General features: G+C 61.5%; 16 protein-coding genes and 2 riboswitches. Of the genes, 6 read left to right on the forward strand and 10 right to left on the reverse strand.

Annotated features, from left to right (window positions below; all coding sequences use genetic code 11):
• The first annotated feature begins 6 nt into the window (after nucleotides 1–6).
• On the forward strand, nucleotides 7–1,041 hold the full coding sequence (locus tag ABD687_RS11605) for a hypothetical protein (RefSeq protein ID WP_310291046.1): 1,035 nt from the start codon (nucleotides 7–9) through the stop codon (nucleotides 1,039–1,041).
• Between the two features lie 181 nt (nucleotides 1,042–1,222).
• Here the strand turns inward: ABD687_RS11605 and ABD687_RS11610 are convergent, their stop codons facing one another.
• The 10 genes from ABD687_RS11610 to ABD687_RS11655 form a co-directional block, all read right to left on the reverse strand.
• A complete protein-coding gene (locus ABD687_RS11610; RefSeq protein WP_310291044.1) occupies nucleotides 1,223–1,810 on the reverse strand; it encodes a DUF7255 family protein in 588 nt (195 codons plus the stop codon).
• A gap of 177 nt (nucleotides 1,811–1,987) precedes the next feature.
• On the reverse strand, nucleotides 1,988–3,487 hold the full coding sequence (locus ABD687_RS11615; protein ID WP_310291042.1) for a hypothetical protein: 1,500 nt from the start codon (nucleotides 3,485–3,487) through the stop codon (nucleotides 1,988–1,990).
• 82 nt (nucleotides 3,488–3,569) lie between these two features.
• The gene (locus tag ABD687_RS11620; protein WP_310291040.1) at nucleotides 3,570–3,872 is read right to left on the reverse strand and encodes a hypothetical protein; all 303 of its coding nucleotides are present in this window, start codon (nucleotides 3,870–3,872) and stop codon (nucleotides 3,570–3,572) included.
• A 2-nt stretch (nucleotides 3,873–3,874) separates the two neighbouring features.
• Nucleotides 3,875–4,279 carry a hypothetical protein gene (locus ABD687_RS11625; protein ID WP_310291038.1) on the reverse strand — a complete coding sequence of 135 codons (405 nt, stop codon included), beginning with the start codon at nucleotides 4,277–4,279 and terminating at the stop codon, nucleotides 3,875–3,877.
• A 6-nt stretch (nucleotides 4,280–4,285) separates the two neighbouring features.
• On the reverse strand, nucleotides 4,286–4,708 hold the full coding sequence (locus tag ABD687_RS11630) for a hypothetical protein (protein WP_310291036.1): 423 nt from the start codon (nucleotides 4,706–4,708) through the stop codon (nucleotides 4,286–4,288).
• 81 nt (nucleotides 4,709–4,789) lie between these two features.
• Nucleotides 4,790–5,779 carry a DUF4192 family protein gene (locus tag ABD687_RS11635; RefSeq protein ID WP_310291035.1) on the reverse strand — a complete coding sequence of 330 codons (990 nt, stop codon included), beginning with the start codon at nucleotides 5,777–5,779 and terminating at the stop codon, nucleotides 4,790–4,792.
• A 1,211-nt stretch (nucleotides 5,780–6,990) separates the two neighbouring features.
• Nucleotides 6,991–7,311: a hypothetical protein gene (locus tag ABD687_RS11640; protein ID WP_310291033.1), complete on the reverse strand. Its 321-nt coding sequence runs from the start codon at nucleotides 7,309–7,311 to the stop codon at nucleotides 6,991–6,993.
• Between the two features lie 659 nt (nucleotides 7,312–7,970).
• Nucleotides 7,971–8,912, reverse strand: a complete 942-nt coding sequence (dprA, locus tag ABD687_RS11645; RefSeq protein ID WP_310291031.1) for a DNA-processing protein DprA — start codon at nucleotides 8,910–8,912, stop codon at nucleotides 7,971–7,973.
• Between the two features lie 1,169 nt (nucleotides 8,913–10,081).
• Nucleotides 10,082–10,408 carry a heavy-metal-associated domain-containing protein gene (locus ABD687_RS11650; protein WP_310291029.1) on the reverse strand — a complete coding sequence of 109 codons (327 nt, stop codon included), beginning with the start codon at nucleotides 10,406–10,408 and terminating at the stop codon, nucleotides 10,082–10,084.
• 40 nt (nucleotides 10,409–10,448) lie between these two features.
• Nucleotides 10,449–10,778, reverse strand: a complete 330-nt coding sequence (locus ABD687_RS11655; RefSeq protein WP_310291027.1) for a metal-sensitive transcriptional regulator — start codon at nucleotides 10,776–10,778, stop codon at nucleotides 10,449–10,451.
• A gap of 1,393 nt (nucleotides 10,779–12,171) precedes the next feature.
• Here ABD687_RS11655 and ABD687_RS11660 point away from each other — a divergent pair.
• The 5 genes from ABD687_RS11660 to ABD687_RS11680 all read left to right on the forward strand — a co-directional run bounded on the left by ABD687_RS11660 (nucleotide 12,172) and on the right by ABD687_RS11680 (nucleotide 18,122).
• A complete protein-coding gene (locus ABD687_RS11660) occupies nucleotides 12,172–12,822 on the forward strand; it encodes a DUF6431 domain-containing protein (RefSeq protein ID WP_310288090.1) in 651 nt (216 codons plus the stop codon).
• 169 nt (nucleotides 12,823–12,991) lie between these two features.
• Complete coding sequence (locus tag ABD687_RS11665) at nucleotides 12,992–14,458, forward strand: DDE-type integrase/transposase/recombinase (RefSeq protein WP_310288092.1); 1,467 nt, start codon at nucleotides 12,992–12,994, stop codon at nucleotides 14,456–14,458.
• Entirely contained in the window at nucleotides 14,455–15,270 is an 816-nt protein-coding gene (locus ABD687_RS11670) for an ExeA family protein (RefSeq protein WP_310288096.1), read from the forward strand. The genes ABD687_RS11665 and ABD687_RS11670 overlap by 4 nt, the downstream gene beginning before the upstream one ends.
• A 534-nt stretch (nucleotides 15,271–15,804) precedes the next feature.
• Nucleotides 15,805–15,978: riboswitch (cyclic di-AMP (ydaO/yuaA leader) on the forward strand.
• Nucleotides 15,979–16,158: 180 nt separating this feature from the next.
• Nucleotides 16,159–16,989, forward strand: a complete 831-nt coding sequence (locus ABD687_RS11675) for a M23 family metallopeptidase (RefSeq protein ID WP_310291025.1) — start codon at nucleotides 16,159–16,161, stop codon at nucleotides 16,987–16,989.
• Nucleotides 16,990–17,105: 116 nt separating this feature from the next.
• Nucleotides 17,106–17,271, forward strand: a riboswitch (cyclic di-AMP (ydaO/yuaA leader).
• A 5-nt stretch (nucleotides 17,272–17,276) separates the two neighbouring features.
• A complete protein-coding gene (locus ABD687_RS11680) occupies nucleotides 17,277–18,122 on the forward strand; it encodes a C40 family peptidase (protein WP_310291023.1) in 846 nt (281 codons plus the stop codon).
• Nucleotides 18,123–18,141 lie beyond the last annotated feature (19 nt).

Raw genomic sequence — 18,141 nt, forward strand, 5'->3', positions numbered from 1 at the left:
CCGAGCATGAAAACCACCGCCTGGGCACTGTTCGACCGGATCGTCGCAGATGCGGCGCCCGAGGGTATCCATTCGAACCCCTGGCTCCGCACGGGCCCCAAGGAACTGGTCTACCAACCCGACTTCGCCACCCTGAAGCTCCTGCTCGCCGTACCCCTCTATCTAAAGGCGGTGACCCAAAGCGGCATCCCCGCACTGTCCCTGGATGTGTGGGTCTCCTATGAACTGCGCCGGGCAGGCTTTGACAAGGACGCCACTTGGCCGCGGGCCGAGCACCCCCGCATCATGCCCAAAGCGATCGCAAACCTGCTCGCGGCATTGCCTGTCGCCGAACGGCAAAAAATACAGCAGCGCCTGAGCCGAAAGACCGCCACGAAGGGCGTTGTTTCGGCCAGCGCCAACATCCTGGGCAAGAACTACTTCAAGCAAGTCGATGTGCTCATGTCGGATTGGGACACCGGCCCCGAAGTACTCATCAGCACCAAGCGGATGGACTCCAGCTTTGGAAAGAACGCCGCCAACCGCGTCGAGGAAAGCTACGGGGATGCCAAGAACCTTCGGCTAAGGCATCCGCTGGCAGCACTCGGTTTTGTGTATGGACTCCGCTCCACCATCCTGGATGAAGCCCCCGACACGGCGGAATGGATCATCGACCTGCTCCACAAACTGGGCAACGAGGACGACGCCTACCACGCCGTTGGTCTCCTCATGATCGACTACAGCAATGACGTAGCCGTACCCGAGGGACACGACAATGCAGATGAAGGCGACGATCCACTGGTCGCAGCCGGCGTGCAGGAAGAAGACGAACCCGAGGCGCCCGAGTCCACGGATGCTTTCAATGCCGAAGAAATCCTTGCCAAGATCCCCCCGGTAAACCTGCTCTTTGATGAACGTGCGGAAGACATCCATCCGGCCCGCTTCATGGCCACGATGGTCCAGCGCGTGCTTGCCACCACCCCGGTCAACCGGCACAAGGAAGCCCGGCGACGCATGAAAGATGCACCTCTTGAAACAGCGAAGGCCGACATCCCTAGCTAAGCGTTCTGGCAAGACATTTCGCCCAGGAACACCGGGGAATCCGAAGCCAACATAGCTGTCCGGGCTGGACCCCACTCATCCGGCTCACATTAGTGCACGCCTCCGGGCGAACGCTACAACTTGCCGGAGCGGTCCGCCCTGGGAATGGGCATTAACGCTTTGGTTCGGCTGAAACCATGGGTTAGAGACGCAGGGCTTCCCTAATGCGCACCCGGGCAGCAGAGTACGCTTGTGTGCCGTCGTCATCAATCGCCTGCACCCGGATCACCGGCGGCCTGCCCATGGCCGGTGCCGACAGGTCCCTCAGCGAGTCGTAGTAGGCCCGTTGCCGGGCGCGGCCAGCCAACCCGGGAAAGCCCTTCGCTACTTTGGTCGCATGAAATTTGTCCGCCCACCCCGAGGTCAACCGGCACAGCTCCCGGTACTCAGTAAGGTCAAATCCCACCGGAGCACCGGAGGGGTAATGATTCAAGGCCGTCAGCCGGTGGCTCGTGAAGTGTTGATGCTCATCGACTTCAATGATTGTGCCGGTAGGTTCATGCAGCAGGTCACCAAACAGAGCCTTGGCGCTTGACGCGGCATAGGCGGCCGCGTCACCTCCCAGGGCCAATAGAATCCCATGGAGCGGCCCGGCCGCGGAGTGAGCGTGATCGGGCAGCCCGAAGTGCCCCTTTTGATTAATCCACGGAAAGCGGTAGTTGCTGGTCAGCGCTATACCGTCGGCCAACGCTGCCGCTTTGAATGCGTTCTCCGTGTCGCCCCGTGCCATGGAAACAGCGTACCCGACCCATCCACTTCGCCGTGTGGTTAGTGGCAACAAAATCCCACGCCAGATCCTAGGCTGGTTTCTGGGACTAACCCGCGGCGCCAGGATCCACGTCTTCGTGAACCCTCCCGAAAACCATGTCGCCACATTGCGGGATGCCCGTTCACGGCAGCTTTCCGATCACCCGCCGATATGAGCACTTCTTCCATGCTCCGACCACCCCGTGCCAATTTGCTCGCTGTGAGGGAGATTGGGCAGAACAAATCTTTCGTAAGCTTTAAGGATGAGGCGATTTTCCGGAATCTCCTCAGGTTTTAGAGATTTATTGATGGCGTTCTGGACGCTCCAAGGCTCTTGCTCGCCCGAGTCGTTCACTATGTCGCAAATAACCTGAACCATACGGGTGGCACCCAAAGCGGTGAGACTCTCCAACTCTCTCAAAGAGACTGCAAGACATGGAATGCCTGGGTCGGTAAGGTGCCCGTGGAAATCCTTGGCATTTGCGCAGTGGATAGGTTCGGCGGTGACGATGAGTCCTATTTGTTTTAAGTCTTTCGGAATCTCGTGGAACTTCGGGTGTTCGCTAAGGATGAGTTCACTGCTGGTCTTAATCTGCTTACGTGCTCTGCCGATACAATTTTCCAAAACTGTATCTATGCGGGTGCTCCCGGCTATGGCATCCGCTGATATTTTCGCACTCTTACACTCAATCAAGAGCACCGTATCCTCAATCTGAGCAAACCAATCGATTGAGAGCATGGGGCTCTTAGTTCCGTAGTCAATCTCGGGTATGACTTGATCGAACCCCGCATACCCTAGCTGTAGACCGGTGTACGCTTCGACCCGCTTTCCAAGTTCCTCGGAGAAGCCCTCCCATGTTTCTGTGCCCCTGTAGAAGAGATTGCCGATGGTCATGGTTTGAAGAATGTAGAAGTGCTGGGGAGCAACCAAAGATCCGTTTTGGAGATCAATCAGCGGATACCTTGCAAGGGGTGAGACTGCGAATCTTTTTTGGAGCTCACCCAATTCGTTCTTCTGAGCAAAAGCATCTCGCGCATGTTGAATCGTGGTTGTCAGATCATTAATCGTTCGTTCAAACTGCTCATTCGTTAGACCAATTTTTCCGGCAAGGTCGTCGGGGAGAATCCCATCTGTCGAAGAGATCTGCCCCCCGTTTTCTTCCATAGCTACTGCGATCGCGAAAACAGCCTGCATACGCTCTTGGAGGGACATTCCAAATACATCATGCCAGTCGCGCTGTGGAAGACGAGAGTCATCGAGTTGCTGGTCGACGAACAACAAGTAGGTTCGGGCAATTTCATATAATGGCGATACTTGGAACTTGATTTGTTCGTACATGTAGGCGCCCATGATCAGCTGCAGGTCCCTTCGGGATCGCCCATCGGTCCTTCCTGCTGTATTGAACAGGTTAAAGAGTCTCGGAAGCGTCTTTTCTGTCACTGGCTTCGAGCGCATCTCGCTGCCGTACAGGATCGATTCCCGCGCCAGTGCCGCAATCGCCCACGGCGAGATTGATCCCCTAGATATATCGTGTGAGTAGTTGTCCAACGTCGCGGCCATCGACGCTAGCTTAGGCAAGAGCTCTGATGGCTTATGTCTTTTGACTGCTTGGGTTACTTCACTCCAGCGCGGTGTGTTGTCCCTGCCCAATTGGTTCATTGTCGCTTCTCACTTTGCTTATGTCTTTTTTGGCCGTCATAGCCCGCTCTTGCGTTCTCGCTGTTGTCTCGGTTTGCCCGATTCAGGAGGCTTGGTCTGCAGGTGGTCCAGGTACCGGCCACGGCAAGTCATCGAGGATCTGCCACAGCGTGGCACTGTCGGCGGCGGTGCGGGAAAGGCCCGGCAGTTCGTCCAGGGCGAGTGCCTGCAGGTACTTGGCGACGGTCACTGTTGCTTCGGCATAGGCGGCGTGGCCGTCGTGGCCGGCGGTGACGATGGCGGCGCATTTCTGCGCTTGGTGGCGGGTCAGGTGGACCGGGATGTTGTCCAGCTCGTCGGGAGCATTGAGTAGTCCTTGGTACTTGTCCGGGTCAAGGATTCCCATGGTTAGGCATCGTTGCTTGCTCGGCGGAGTTCTTCCAGCTGGCGGCGTTCCTCGGCGGTTCGGTATCCCTGCCCGGCGATGGCGTTCTGTGCCAGTGCCAGTTCCTCGCCCATTTGCTGGGCCAGTTTTGCGGCCCGGGCGAGGTGTTCTCCGGCCAGGGCGACGCTGGCGGCGGGGTCTTTGCCCTCGTATTCGGTGACGTCGTATTCCTCGAGGGATTTCACGAGCCCTTGGGCGAGTTGGTTGGAAATCTGGGGCAGGAAGTTGCCGAAGTTTTTGAGGTTCCCCAGGATCCGGTACACGTCCGGTGCAGGGTGGGTTGCCCGGGTGAGGTGGGCCAGGGCGCGCAGTGCGTCGTAGGCGGTGTCGGCTTCCTGCACTGCTTCGGGGGTCTTGTCGTCGTCCATGATCGTTTACTCCTGGTTCCTTGGTCCTTGTTCTGTTCTCACCATATCGGTGGGGCACCAGGTGCCCATGAGTTCCCCGGTGTCATCGATCCACGCGATGTGCACCAGGTGCGTGGTCCGGGCGGTGACTTCGACCGGAAGGATCAGGCTGCCGCTGTTGGTGGGGATCTCTGCGGTGGCCCGGTGGTGCGGCACGGCTTGGGCCGGTTCGTCGCCGGGGTAAAGGCGCATGAGTTCGTACGCGGTGCCTTGGTGGGTGAAGGAGTCGTGGTTTCCCCGTGCCGGGGTGTCCGGGGCGCGCAGCGCCCTGGTGCGGCGGCCGGGGGAGCTTGCGGAGGAGGCCGCCGCCGAAATCTGTAGCCGCGGTTCCCAGGGGGATTCGTTGCGGAGCTGCGTGGGGTGGTGGGTAAAGGTCATGTCGATGCTCATGTGTGGGTCTCCCTTTTGGGTGTGAGTGTAGCTAAGTGGGGCGACGTTTTGGAACGTCGCCCCACTTAGCTGGTGGTTGGGTTAGCGCTTGGTGCTGGCTGACCTCGGGAGTTCGCCGGTGTTGATCATTTTGATCAACAGGGTGGTGAGGCGGTGCTCGGGGTCGGCAACGAGCGCGAGGGCCAGGAATTTCATGGCTTCGCTTCCCTTGCCGTCGATCCAGCGTGCCCATCCGACTCCGGCCAGCAGGTCGGTGCGGCTGGCTTCGGGGATGAATTCCAGCGCGGTATAGACTGCGTCGGCACCCGTGAGGAAGAATTCCCAATCTTCCGGTGCTTTCTCCCCCATCAGGACGGCGCTAATCGTTCCGGCGTCGTCACTGGTGGTGGCCAGCGAGGCGAACAGCAGGTCACGCACGTTCTTGTTGGTGCAGATTCCGGCCAGCCATGCGGCGTGCTCGGGGCTGACCTTCCCGTTGTGGCGGTATCCGCCGACCATGTCGGCCAGCGTGCCGCGCACCACGGCGCGGGTTTCGGCGTCCTCGAAGCCCATGTGACGGGCGTCGTTGATGAATTTCTCGAGGTCGCTGATGCTTGCCGGGGTGGTGCAGGCCGGAATGTCTGCGGCCATCTTGGCGGCCTTGTTGGTGCTGAACATCAAGGCCAGTGCCGCGTTGGATTCGGCCACGGTGGAGAATTCCACCGCGTCGGTGGAATCGCCGTCGTAGTCCATGACCCATCCATCGGTGATGAGCACCGAGTTCCTGACGGGGCATCCCGCGCGGGCCAAGGTGTCGCCCAACGCGCGGAACTGCTGGGTGGTCATGGCCTTTTCGTTCTCGAAGCTCAACAGGATGACGCTGTTGGCATCACTCACGCGGTGAACGTACGTGGTGATTTGCTGTGCCCATTCCTCGGCGGGTGCTTCGGGGCTGGCATCCACGCGCAGGGTGGCCAGCAGGCCGTTGTCGTTCGTCAGCATGAGGACCACCGACGAGGTGGGGATGAAGCCAATTCCGTGAATGGCGACTGCCGTGACCTCGGCCATGGTGGTTGCTTTGATGCTTTTCATGGTTGTTTTCCTCAATCTGTGGGTGAGGGGGATCGCGGAACCAGCCCCGCGCTTTGTCTCTCCCCCGCGTTTTTTGGTTGCTGGCGAAATGAAATGAGCGGACCGAGCACCAAGGAGCAGCAACCCGCAGGGCAGGTGCGGCCAATTGTTTGTGAGGAAATAAGCGCAGCGCCGATCAAAGAATTTGCCGGGCTGGCCCCGCAGCGCAGCAAGGGGCTTGTGCCCTTGGTGTCGGGCCATAAACTCCGAAGGACAGCAACCGAAAAAGGGGACGGCCGAAGGCCGGCACCTGATTCGCCGGAGGCGGATCAGGTCAACAGCCGCACCGCGCCAGCGGGGCGTCCGGTTCCTGGGTGCGAGCGAGCGAGTACCCAGGACTCCCTCAAACCCCCGGCTAACTGATCAACGCTCCCCCGCGGCTTTCCGGTCAGCTCATCCACGGCGCCGTCCACGCAAGTCGTCCATGCGCGGTAGCGGGTGTGGCGAGTCTGTGCGTCGGGGCGGTGGGTGAAGTGCAGTGCTGTGGGTGGGTGGACACGCCTGCGATGAAATGTCAGGCCATCCACAGCCAAACGAGGTGGCCGGAAACTCGTATGGCCGCCGCTTGCGAAGTGGCCAGCATATGGCCGCCGCTTGCGAAGTGGCCAGCACATGGCCGCCGCTTGCGAAGTGGCCAGCATATGGCCGCCGCTTGCGAAGTGGCCAGCATATGGCCGCCGCTTGCGAAGTGGCCAGCAGTGGCGCACCGCGCCATCATGACCGAAGGTCAGCACATGGCCGCCGCTTGCGAAGTGGCCAGCAGTGGCGCACCGCGCCATCATGACCGAAGGTCAGCACATGGCCGCCGCTTGCGAAGTGGCCAGCACACCCAGGCTAGATACCGAGAGACCCGTGCGTGCAGTGGTCACTGTACTGCGCGCAGCGTCTGGCGGCCGGGGGAGCTGGCGGCGGAGGCCGCCCGCGCAACCAGGAAAAGGGGAGGCACACGCCTGTTCGGTGCGCCCCTCCCCCGCCCGGCCCCTCGGCATTCCGCGGGGAGTGGATGATGCATTACTCATTCACTCAAACGAGTGTGTGGGTACAAGACGCGATGTTGCCGGGCCTGGCCATCGCGCAGCGTCGACGGCCGGGGGAGCTGGCGGCGGAGGCCGCCCGCTCCACCACGAAAAAGGAGGGGACACCGAAACGGCGCCCCCTCCCCCACAGCGTGGTTACTGCTCTGCTACAGGGTTAGCTTCTTCTTCTATTGAGAACATGCCCAAAACGGCGTCCTGGATCTCGCCGATTCGCCACGTGAGGCGCTGGTCGCAGGCTTCCAAGAGGATCATGCCGGTGTCCTTGAAGTAGTCCTCTTCTTCTGGGCTGTCGGCTGGCATCAGAATTGGTGAGGAAAAGAGTCTTGCCTCAGAAGGGCTCACCGGATATCGGATTGCTGCAATGGAATGGCAAATGGCGCGCAGTTCGAAGTCTCCTTGGAGTTCTGCCGGAACGTGCTCGTCAAGAACGGCCTGGAGCTGTTCGTTGGAAATCATCGTCTTCGTCCTCGTTCTCTAGGTAGTGGAAACTAGCCGTAGGACCATGCTATTCATGGCCTACCATGATTGCCGGTTCGCTTGAAGCAATCTGTGGGTGAGGGGGATCGCGGAACCAGCCCCGCGCTTTGTCTCTCCCCCGCGTTTTTTTGGTTGCTGGCGAAATGAAATGAAGCGGACCGAGCACCAAGGAGCAGCAACCCGTAGGGCAGGCCGGCCAATTCTTTGTGAGGAAATAAGCGCAGCGCCGATCAAAGAATTTGTTGGACTGGCCCCGCAGCGCAGCAAGGGGCTTGTGCCCTTGGTGTCGGGCCATAAACTCCGAAGGACAGCAACCGAAAAAAGGGGACGGCCGCAGGCCGGCACCTGATTCGCCGAAAGGCGGATCAGGTCAACAGCCGCACCGCGCCAGCGGGGCGTCCGGTTCCTGGGTGCGAGCGAGCGAGTGCCCAGGACTCCCTCAAACCCCCGGCATTCCGCCGGGAGTAGATGATGCATTACTCATTCACTCAAACGAGTGCGTGAGTACAAGACGCGATGATGCCGGACCTGGCCATCGCGCAGCGTCGGCGGCCGGGGGAGCTGGCGGCGGAGGCCGCCCGCACCACCACGAAAAAGGAGGGGCACCCGATACGGCGTGCCCCTCCCCCACTGCGTGGTTAGTGGTTGGTATCCAACAAGTTCAATGCCTCGGCCCCGGTGGTGACGAGGTCGGCGACTCCGTCTCGTATGAGGCGGTGCGTTCCTGCGGAATTGGCAGAGAATACCGAGCCCGGCACGGCTCCGACGTTTCGCCCCATGGTCTTGGCATGGTTGGCGGTGGTCATTGCCCCGGAGCGCCAGCGCGCCTCTGTTACGACGGTTGCGCCGGTCAGCCCGGCGATGAGTCGGTTTCGGGCGAGGAAGCGCCAGCGCGTCGGTGCTTTGCCCGGCGCTAATTCGCTGAGCACGGTTCCCCTTTCGGCGATGCGCGCGAGCAAATCGGCGTTGCCGACTGGGTAGTACCGGTCAAGGCCTCCTGCCATCACAGCAATGGTTGGGCACTCGTTGTTTTCGGCGCTGAGCGCGGCTTCGTGTGCGGCGGCGTCGATTCCGTAGGCTCCACCGGAGACAACGGTTACTCCGCTGTTTGCCGCGTGGATGGAAATTTCAGCGGTTGCTTGGCGTCCGTATTCGGTGGCGTCTCGTGAGCCGACGATGGCCAGCGCTCGGTGCGTTTCGGGGATCCCGTTTTCCATGTTTCCGCGCCACCAGAGGCCGATCGGGTTGGACCGGGGGTCGTTGCCAGCGGTCGGCCAGTTTTCGTCCTCGGGGGTCAGGAATCCCCCGCCTAGACGCTCGATCAAGGCGAGGCTTGCCTGGGCGTGTTCGCGGCCCCGGTATTTGCCTTTCCAGACGTACAGGGCGTCCTCGAGGTTTCGTTCGTTGGTGCTCTTGTGGCTGTTGAATATCTCGCGTTCCGAGTCGGTCATGGTCGCGTCCTGTTCGACTATCGCCAGTCCTTTCTCGGGACCGACTGCGGCCAGCAGGGCGCGCGCTGCTCCGTCGCAGGGTTCGGAGAAATCGGTCCATGCGGCGTAAGCGATGCGTTGGGTGTTCATGGTTGTTTTCCTCCATCGGTGGGTGAGGGGGATCGCGGAACCAGCCCCGCGCTCTTTGTCTCTCCCCCGCGTTTTTTTGGTTGCTGGCGAAATGAAATGAAGCGGACCGAGCACCAAGGAGCATCAACCCGCAGGGCAGGCCGGCCAATTCTTTGTGAGGAAATAAGCGCAGCGCCGGACACAGAATTTGCCGGGCTGGCCCCGCAGCGCAGCAAGGGGCTTGTGCCCTTGCTGTCGGGCCATAAACTCCGAAGGACAGCAACCAAAAAAAGGGGACGGCCTTTAGGCCGGCACCTGATCCGCCGAAGGCGGATCAGGTCAACAGCCGCACCGCGCAGCGGGGCGCCCGGTTCCCTGGGTGCGAGCGAGCGAGTACCCAGGGGCCCTGGAACCGCCGGATAGCTGATCAACGCTCCCCCAGGGCTTTCCGGCCGGCTCATCCACGGCGCCGTCCACGCAAGTCGTCCATGCGCGGTAGCGGGTGTGGCGAGTCTGTGCGTCGGGGCGGTGGGAGAAGTGCAGTGCTGTGGGTGGGTGGACACGCCTGCGATGAAATGTCAGGCCATCCACAGCCAAACGAGGTGGCCGGAAACTCGTATGGCCGCCGCTTGCGAAGTGCCCAGCAGTGGCACATCTCGCTCGATGTCGCATCTGCCGCTATTGGAGCTTCCCCTCGGCTCATAGCACTGGATACAGAACTTCTGTATGTTCATCCAGATATGCCTACAGGTGGCATACGCGGAACCAGATGAGGCTAAAGCTGTTTACCCCCTTGTGATGCGGCTCTCGGACAACCACTGGAACGTTCTCAATTGGGGCTCCGATACGATACCCACCCCAGGACATCCCCCAATTTTTCTGCGTAGCTAGAATTTCTGAGTGCATTGTGACTCCAATTCAATTGTCCAGACGCTATCTGGACAATTGACGGCCCAAGGGCATGGACTCAACAATTGAAGAAATCTCAGCTATCAACGGCTGCAGCCGGCGGACGTTCCATCTTGTTCTACCCTCACCGGTACCACCCCATCGCAACGGCCCTGCGCGGCGTCTTTTAAGGCCGTAGATTAGGCCCGGCGCACCTCCGCGTGTCGTTCACGCTGAAAGTCCAGGGGGAAATCCGGATATCTGGTCCGCACCTCTGCCCCTGGGGTGAGTGGGGAAGATGCTTAGACGCTAGCGGAGATGAGCGTGTAGCCGGCCTCCGTCACTGCGGCTTCGAGAACCGAGTTCTCGATGGCGGAGGTGGTGGTGATGACGGCGGTGGAGGTGCCTCCGGCAGCCAGAATGATCTCGACGTTGCTGACCCCCGGGACCTCGTTGAGTTCCTCGGTGACGGAGGAGACGCAGTGGCTGCAGGTCATGCCGTCGATTTTCAGGGTGATATTGTTCTGGTTCATGGTTTCCTCTGAAGGTTTGGCGGTGATGGTGAGGCCTTCGTTTGAGTTGCTTCCGCAGCCGCAGCCGCCGCAACCGGAGCCTGATTCGTTGCTCATGGGTTCTCCTTGTGGGGGAGATGGAAACGCGTGTTGCGAATTAGCGCAGCAGGCGATCAATGGCCGTGGTGACCTCGGAAACCTTCTCGTCCACGTAGGACCGGTCCCCGGTTTGGATGCTCTGTTCCGCGGCATTCACGACGCAATGGGAAACGTGTTCTTCCAGCAGGCCGAGGCTGACCTTGTGCAGAGCCGCGTTGATGGCTGAGATCTGCGCGAGGATGTCGATGCAGTATTTGTCCTCATTCACCATGCGGCCGACGCCGCGAACCTGGCCTTCGATGCGGCTGAGTCGCTTCGTCAGGGCGTCCTTGGTGGCCGTATATCCGTGCCCGACGTGCTCGTCGAGGGGAAGCGCGATGTTTTCCATACCTCAAACGATACCCCCAATGGGTATATTGTCAAATACCCCCCTGGGGTATGTGCGTCACGGCTTGGGCTGATGCGGTTTCCTGCGGCATTAGAGGGGCGGCTTTGTGAAATCGGCCAATATCGAGGCTGGACCTGCGCGACGTCCGGTAGCGATGGGTTATGAGACATCGCTACCGTGCTCTTTGCCGACGCACCGTTGAGTTTGCGACGCAGTTGGATTTGTGAACACCGAGGTGGATGTTTTCCTATGATTATGCCGACACCCCCGATCTGGCGGATTCCATGGTGCCAGGACCAGTTCCAGACCCAATCCCGGACGACTGCGGAATCGCGCGGAGCTGGGTCAGAGCATCATCAGAATGAATCCCGCGACGGTGCACAGGATTCCCGTCCCCGTAAGTATCCATCCGATGAGCAGGGCGGGGTTCTCCGCCCGGGGCGTTCCCCGCCCCCTTCGGTCAGGATGGGGGCTGGTCGTAATGGATTTCACCTTGGGGGCCGGCAGTCAAACCCAGGTCTCTGCGGGATCGTGCAGCAGGTGGGAAGTTGAATGTTTCATCGAAGAACACGGCGGCTTCTCCGGGAGAAGGGACTGGATATGAGTGAGCTTTTCAGTTCCTAGTCAGGTACCTAAGAACAGGCAAATGCCGCGGCTAGGTTCGCTGCTTCGAGGTTGCATCGCCGCGTCGGGCTCAACAGATGACGTCATCGCATCTAAGTGGGATAACGGGAATTTGGGCGTTTTTCGGTCTCAGTGGATGGCCCCTGTGGGCGGCAGTGCCGGGACAACGATGTTGTCAGGCTCTTGTCAGCGTTCAGATTCACCGCAGTGCGGCGCGTCCCCGACGGTGCTGGAGAGCACCTCCATCGTCCGGTTCCCGAGACCGCCCAGGCCGGCAGGATGTGGTGGGGGATAAACGCATGTGGGACCCGATTAATATCGAGTCCCACAGCGTGCACCGGCCAGAGGATTTAGGTCTCACCGTTACAGCGACTGCAAGCTCCGTTCAAAAAACCTGCAGTCGCCTAGAAAGAGCTTATCAGAGCGTCGTTTCCAGTCGAAGCACCCGTCCTGGCCGATCTTTTCACCTCCATGTTGGTTCTTGTGCGGGCGGATACCAGGGTCCGCACGAAAGGGAAACATAGACACGCATCGACAATTCAAGCAGCTGTTGCGCGTCGCAGTGGATGACCGTGGGTAGTCGCGTTGCCTGACCATGAGACGGTTTCTTCAACGTTCCCGGATCTGTCCCTTGACCTTCTTCGTCGGCGGCGTCAGGCTGACGACAGACCCTAGTTCTTGGATTTTTGGATCCAGATCTTAAAGACGAACGACCCGGTGCCAGTTTCGAAGCCGCACCAGGTCGTTCTGACGCGAAACGAGTCGCGCTGTGCTCACCGTAAGCCACGATCCCGCCGCTGTCGAATTCCAGCTCTTCTCCCGCACGCTGAGCTGCCCCCGGTGCAGTGGATCCTTGAAGCCGTGGGGGTTTGGGCGGGAGCGGATCATCAGATACCAGGTGCCGGTCGTGAACCGCCGGGTTCTGCCACGCAGGGCCCGCTGCCATCAGTGCCAGAGCACCCATATCCTGCTGCCGGTGGCGTTGACCGCCCGTCGAGCCGATGCGGCTGCGGTGATCGCGCACGCCGTGGAATCGAGCATTGTCTCCGGAGCGGGGCACCGGAAAATCGCCGCGCAGCTGGGCCGCCCGCAGACCACCGTCCGCGGATGGATCCGGGATTTCAGGGCCAACGCCCCGGCGATCCTGACGGAATTCACCGCACGGGTGCACCGCGCCACCGCCGAGTCCCTGGGATTCTGGCCGACTCCGGCGCCCACGGCCGCGGCCAACGCGCTGGGCATGCTCATGGCCCATGCCCGGGTGCTGGCCCACCACCACGGGGCAATCCCCGGCCAAGCCCCGGTCGCCAACGTGACGTGGCCTGTTGCCGCCCTGGCCGGGCATGGCCCATGGTTCTTCAGCGGTCGCCAGCGTCTCGAGGCGGTGCAACACCAGCCCGCCCTGCCGCAGGAAGCCTAACTGGGCCAAGGTGGGGTTCACGTGTCGTTTCCGGATCTCCGGCGAGGACATGGGTCCATGTTTCACCCCGCCGGAAGGAACCTTTTCGATGATCAGTGCCTCGCTTCACCTACCCGATCAGCTTGTCCCTGCCCCGCCGAGACCACCCGCCGTGCCGCCGCAGGCCCCCATGGAGAGCACCGGTGGCGAGGATGCCTTGCCGCAGCCGGCGGTGGTCGTTTCCCCGGTGCCGGCCAACCCTGCCCCGCGGGCCAACACCCCCTTGATGCGCAAGGAGCACCGTGAGAAGATCGCCCTGTTCCGCTACCAAATCGTGCGGGCCGCGGCGGATCGGTCGTTGAGCTCCCGCCAGCGCGGACCCCTGGTCCGGGCCCTGGCCGAGGTTGATCATCCCTGGCCCTTCGGTGGCACCCGCCGCTTCTCCCGCGAAACCCTGGACCGCTGGATCAAAGCGTGGTGGGACCACGGGTTTGACGGGCTGAAACCGGACGAACGAGCCTGCGCCCCCTACATCGATTCGACCGTGCTGAGCCTGGCCGAAACCCTCAAACGGGAGAAACCCAACCGCACCGCCGCGCAGGTGAAGCGGATCATCACCGAAGCCATGGGCCAGGCACCCTCGGAGACCACGCTGCTGCGCTACTTCCGTGCCCGGAACATTTCCACCGGCACCCGCCCGGTCGCCACCGGTCGCTTCGAGACCGAGAAATCCAACGAGATCTGGGTCGGTGATGCCCTGCACGGGCCACGGATCGGTGGGCGAAAGACGTTTCTGTTCGCGTTCCTTGATGATCACTCCCGCATGGTCACCGCCGCCCGCTGGGCCTATGCCGAGGATGCCATCCGGCTTTCGGCGGTCCTGCGTCCGGCCCTGCAAACCCACGGCATCCCCGAGGTCGCCTACCTGGACAACGGGGCCGCCATGAGTGACAAGTCGCTGGCGCGCACGTGCGCCAAACTCGGGATCAGGCTGGTGCATTCGGCCCCCTACCGGCCCCAGGGACGGGGCAAGATCGAACGCTTCTTCAACACGGTCACCAGCCAGTTCCTCGGTGAAATCACGGTCACCGACACACCCATGCTCCCGGGCACCGACCCGGAGGCCGGCTCGCAGATCAGCTCCCTTCACGAGTTGAACACGCTGTTCACCGCATGGGTGAACATGGTCTATCACCACCAACAACACACCAGCATCGGGCAAACGCCCCTGGCCCGATGGGAAGCATCCTGGGAACACCGCACCCCGGTGCGCAAATCCCTGGCCGAGATCCGTGAGGCGTTCCTCTGGTCAGATGTCCGCACGGTGACCAAGACCGGGACCGTATCCCTGCACTCAAACACCTACGAGGTCGACCCGCTGCTGGCCGGCACCAAGGTGGAACTGATCTATGACCCCTTCGACCTGGACGGGGAAATCACCGTGAACAACCACGAGGGAAACCCGGCGGGGACGGCCCGGCCACTGGATATCGGACGGCACGTGCATTCCAAGGTCACCAACGCCGTGAAGGACAACGACTCCGCAACCAACATCAGCACCGGGATCAACTACCTGGACCTGGTCGCCACCCGGCACCGCGAATCCCTCACGGCCGCACCGATCAGCTTCGCCGAGATCCAGGAGCGTGCCCGTTGAGCCAGATCGATAGCCTGCAAAGCTATTTTGGTTTTTCCCGGCTTCCTTTTGGCCGTGATATCCCGCCGGCGGCGCTGAACCAGCACCCCGGGCACCGCGAGGCGGTCGCCCGCATCTCCTGGTGCATCGACCAGCGCCGCATGGGAGTGATCGCCGGGGAAGTCGGGGCCGGGAAGACCGTGGCGGCCCGCGCCGCACTGGCGCACCTGGAACCATCCCGCCACCAAATCATCTATGTCCCGGATCCGACCATCGGGATCCGCGGGATCCGTGCAGCGATTGTGACCGCGCTGGGGGCCACGCCCTCCTTCTTCTCCGGAGCCCTGGCCGCGCAGGCCGCGGCCCTGCTCGCCGGCGAACTCGACGAACGCTCTCGCCTGCCGGTGATTGTCATCGATGAAGCACACCTGCTGACCAACGAAGACCTCGAATCATTGAGGATGCTCTCAAACGTCAGCATGGATACGGAGTCGCATTTCGCGTTGTTGCTCATCGGTCAACCCACCCTGCGGCGCCGGTTGAAACTGGCGGTGCTGGCCGCCCTGGACCAACGGATCGGGACCCGGTTCACCATCAACGGGATGAATCTGGAGGACACCAGCGACTACATCAAGGGACATCTTGGATTCGCAGGCCGAACTGATCCCTTGTTCTCCGAAGATGCGATCACCGTCATCCATCAGGCGTCCCGTGGCTACCCGCGCACCGTGAACAACCTGGCCCTGGCCGCACTCATGGCCACCCGCTCGGCCAAAGGCGCGATCGTGGACCAATCCGCGGCGCAGTCGGCGGTGAGCGAATTCAGCGAATAACCCAACCGGCACCCCTGCCGACCAGCCCGCCGGCATGACCACGAACGCCTCGCCAAGATCATCCTGGCGAGGCGTTTCTATGGCAGGTTCGTCGTCAAACTCGGTGGCGGCTTCATCGTCAAATTACGCGACGGTCAACAGCAGCATGCGTGGTCGTCTGCGTAGATGAGGACTTCTTCCAGGGGCTGCCCATGAAACGGATGAACCTCACAACCGCTATGTCGCCCTTTCCCTACTCTTCACCTATCACTTCGGCGATCCGTTGCTGCCACACATGTAGTACCAAGGCGGGATTGGACGTGTTCTGACACATGAACACCCGGAAAGGGGGAAGAACGGAACCAGACGTAGGCGAGTTCGACGGCCGTATTCGCGAATGAAACCCATGACCTCACTTTCGCCCGAAGCCCGGGACCACGCGTTTGTCCGCCGCATGGATTGATAACGGAATTGTAACTTTTTTATATACCCCGGTAGAGTTACACGTTGGGTTTCACTTACGCAAATCCGTCCCGATCCGGTTCGCATAACCCTACCGGCGGATCGCGGAGCAAGAATTCCCGGTAGGGGCGGAGGACCCATTCAACCGTTCCTGGTCTTGGACCACGGATCTTGGGGTGAAGCTGAGTCCACTATGTAGGCTCAGCCGAGTTGATCTCATGACTCGAATCCGACAGCTAACTTCGCAGGCGATACATGAGAGGTAGACATTTGACTCAGCAGCACACTCCCGGGCGCCGCCGTGCTTCCGGCCCCGTTGATGCTTCGCCTGCTGAAGGTTCACTAGAGCAGATCGCGGACACCGCACTGAGCGGTGAAAGCACTGCCCGACGTTCCGGTCGACGCGCCCTGAGCGCGGTCCCGGATTCCGTCGAGGCCCCCGATAGCATGCAGTACCTTGGCCGCCGCTTTGCGGCGGGCCTGCGCTACGGCGCATCCCCGGACGCGGCAAGCATTGCCGCCACCGAAATCCCTACTCCCCTGGTTGCTCCCACGACTTCGGTTGCAGCTCCGGCCGAAGTCGACGAACTGGACAACGTCCTGAAGTTCGAGCCCCGGACGCAACGCCCCCGACTTGGGTATGCGCACATGATCGCAGCAGTCGCAGCCGTTTCCGGTCTGGCATTCGCCGCCGTCACCCCGGGGCAGGATGTCGAGGAAATTGCCTCGGAGACCCAGCGCGTCGCCCAGACTGCTGTCGCAGATGTCAAGGCCCCGGCCAATGACGAGGTCAAGATCGAGCGGGCCTCGCTGACCAGCGAGTTCACCGAGGAAGACAAGCTGGCAACGGTCGTGACCGCTTCCGGCGGCGATGTCACCAAAGTCGAAAGCGGCGGGGTCCTGGCCCAACCGTTGGACACCGTGCGATTGACTTCGCGTTTCGGGTTCCGGAAGAATCCGACCGGCCCGGGTTTCATGAACCACAACGGGCTGGACTACGGCGCCGCGTGCGGGACCCCTGTGAAGGCCAGTGCCGCCGGCACTGTCGTGCAGTCCGAGTTTGCCGGCCACTCCGGCAATCGCGTGCAGATCGACCATGGCAACGGGCTGGAGACAAGCTACAACCACAATTCGGCACTCAAGGTGTCGGTGGGCCAGAAGGTCAAGCGCGGAGAAGTTGTCGCGCTTGTCGGCACCACGGGCAACTCGACCGGCTGCCACGTCCACCTCGAGGTCATCGTCAACGGCAAGTGGGTAAACCCCGAGGCTTGGTTATAACGGCAATTGTCACTGTTCCGTGACCAAAACGTGACTTGTGGATTAGCTTCATATATTCTAAGTAAGTGATCGGGGATCAACCCTGTTCACCGCCGCGGGAAGTGCCGAGCACTGCCAGCCCACGGTGTCCGTTCACTTACTCGTTTGGCAGTGGCGGGGGACCCACTTTCGGTTTCCACACCAGGAAGCCTTGGGGTTAAGTGGTTCGGCCTGGCGGCCGGATTGCCGAGTGACTCCCACTCGAACCCGACAGCTCACCTCGCAGGCATCAGGAGAGGCATTACCACGTGACTACACGTCAAGCATTGGGCCGCCACCGCGCGACCCCGGTTCGGATCAACCCGCTCGAATCCATCTCGAAGGCAGTCGCCTCGAACGCCGGATCCGTTGGCCGCCAGGCAGCAGTCGTTGCCGCCGCCTCCGGCCTGGTCCTCACTTTGGGTGTTCCGGCCCAGGGCGATGTTTCCCGCGAAGCAAGCGCCGTTCCCGTTGAAGGGCTTAGCCCGGAGCGTGTAGCCGTCAAGGCCGTTTCGGTCTCGGCGTCCAAGGACCTGACCATCGAGCGCGCGGCGTTCACCTCGAAGCCTGCCCCTGCTCCCGTCGTGGTTGCCGTGGCCAAGGAAGTTGCCCCCAGCAGCACCGCGACGAAGACGCGGTCCAACGACACCGCTCCGATGGCTCGCTCCAACAACGACTCTGATGCCTACGCGCCGGTCACCCGCTCGAACCGCGACAGTGCGCCGGAAGCCTCGACCCCGAAGCCCAAGAGCGATTCGATGAACACCGCGAACCTCTCCGGCATTGCTGCAACCGCCGCCAAGTATGAGGGCGTTCCCTACGTATGGGGCGGCAATACCCCGTCGGGCTGGGACTGCTCCGGCTTCGTCAAGTACGTCTACGCAAAACACGGCATCAACATCGCCCGCGGCACCTCCGCCATCCGCGCCTCCGGCCAGTTCGTCCGCACCAGCTCTCCGAAGCCCGGCGACCTGGTCTTCCAGAACGGCGGCGGCCACGTCGGCATCTACCTCGGCGGCGGCAAGATGATCGGCGCACAGAACCCGACTACGGACACGCTTCTCCACAATGTGACTCGCAACCCCCTCTACGGGTACTACACCCTCAAGGGCTAAGCGCAAGCGTTCCAAGGCC

The organism is Paeniglutamicibacter sulfureus, from assembly GCF_039535115.1.
Taxonomy (GTDB): domain Bacteria; phylum Actinomycetota; class Actinomycetes; order Actinomycetales; family Micrococcaceae; genus Paeniglutamicibacter; species Paeniglutamicibacter sulfureus.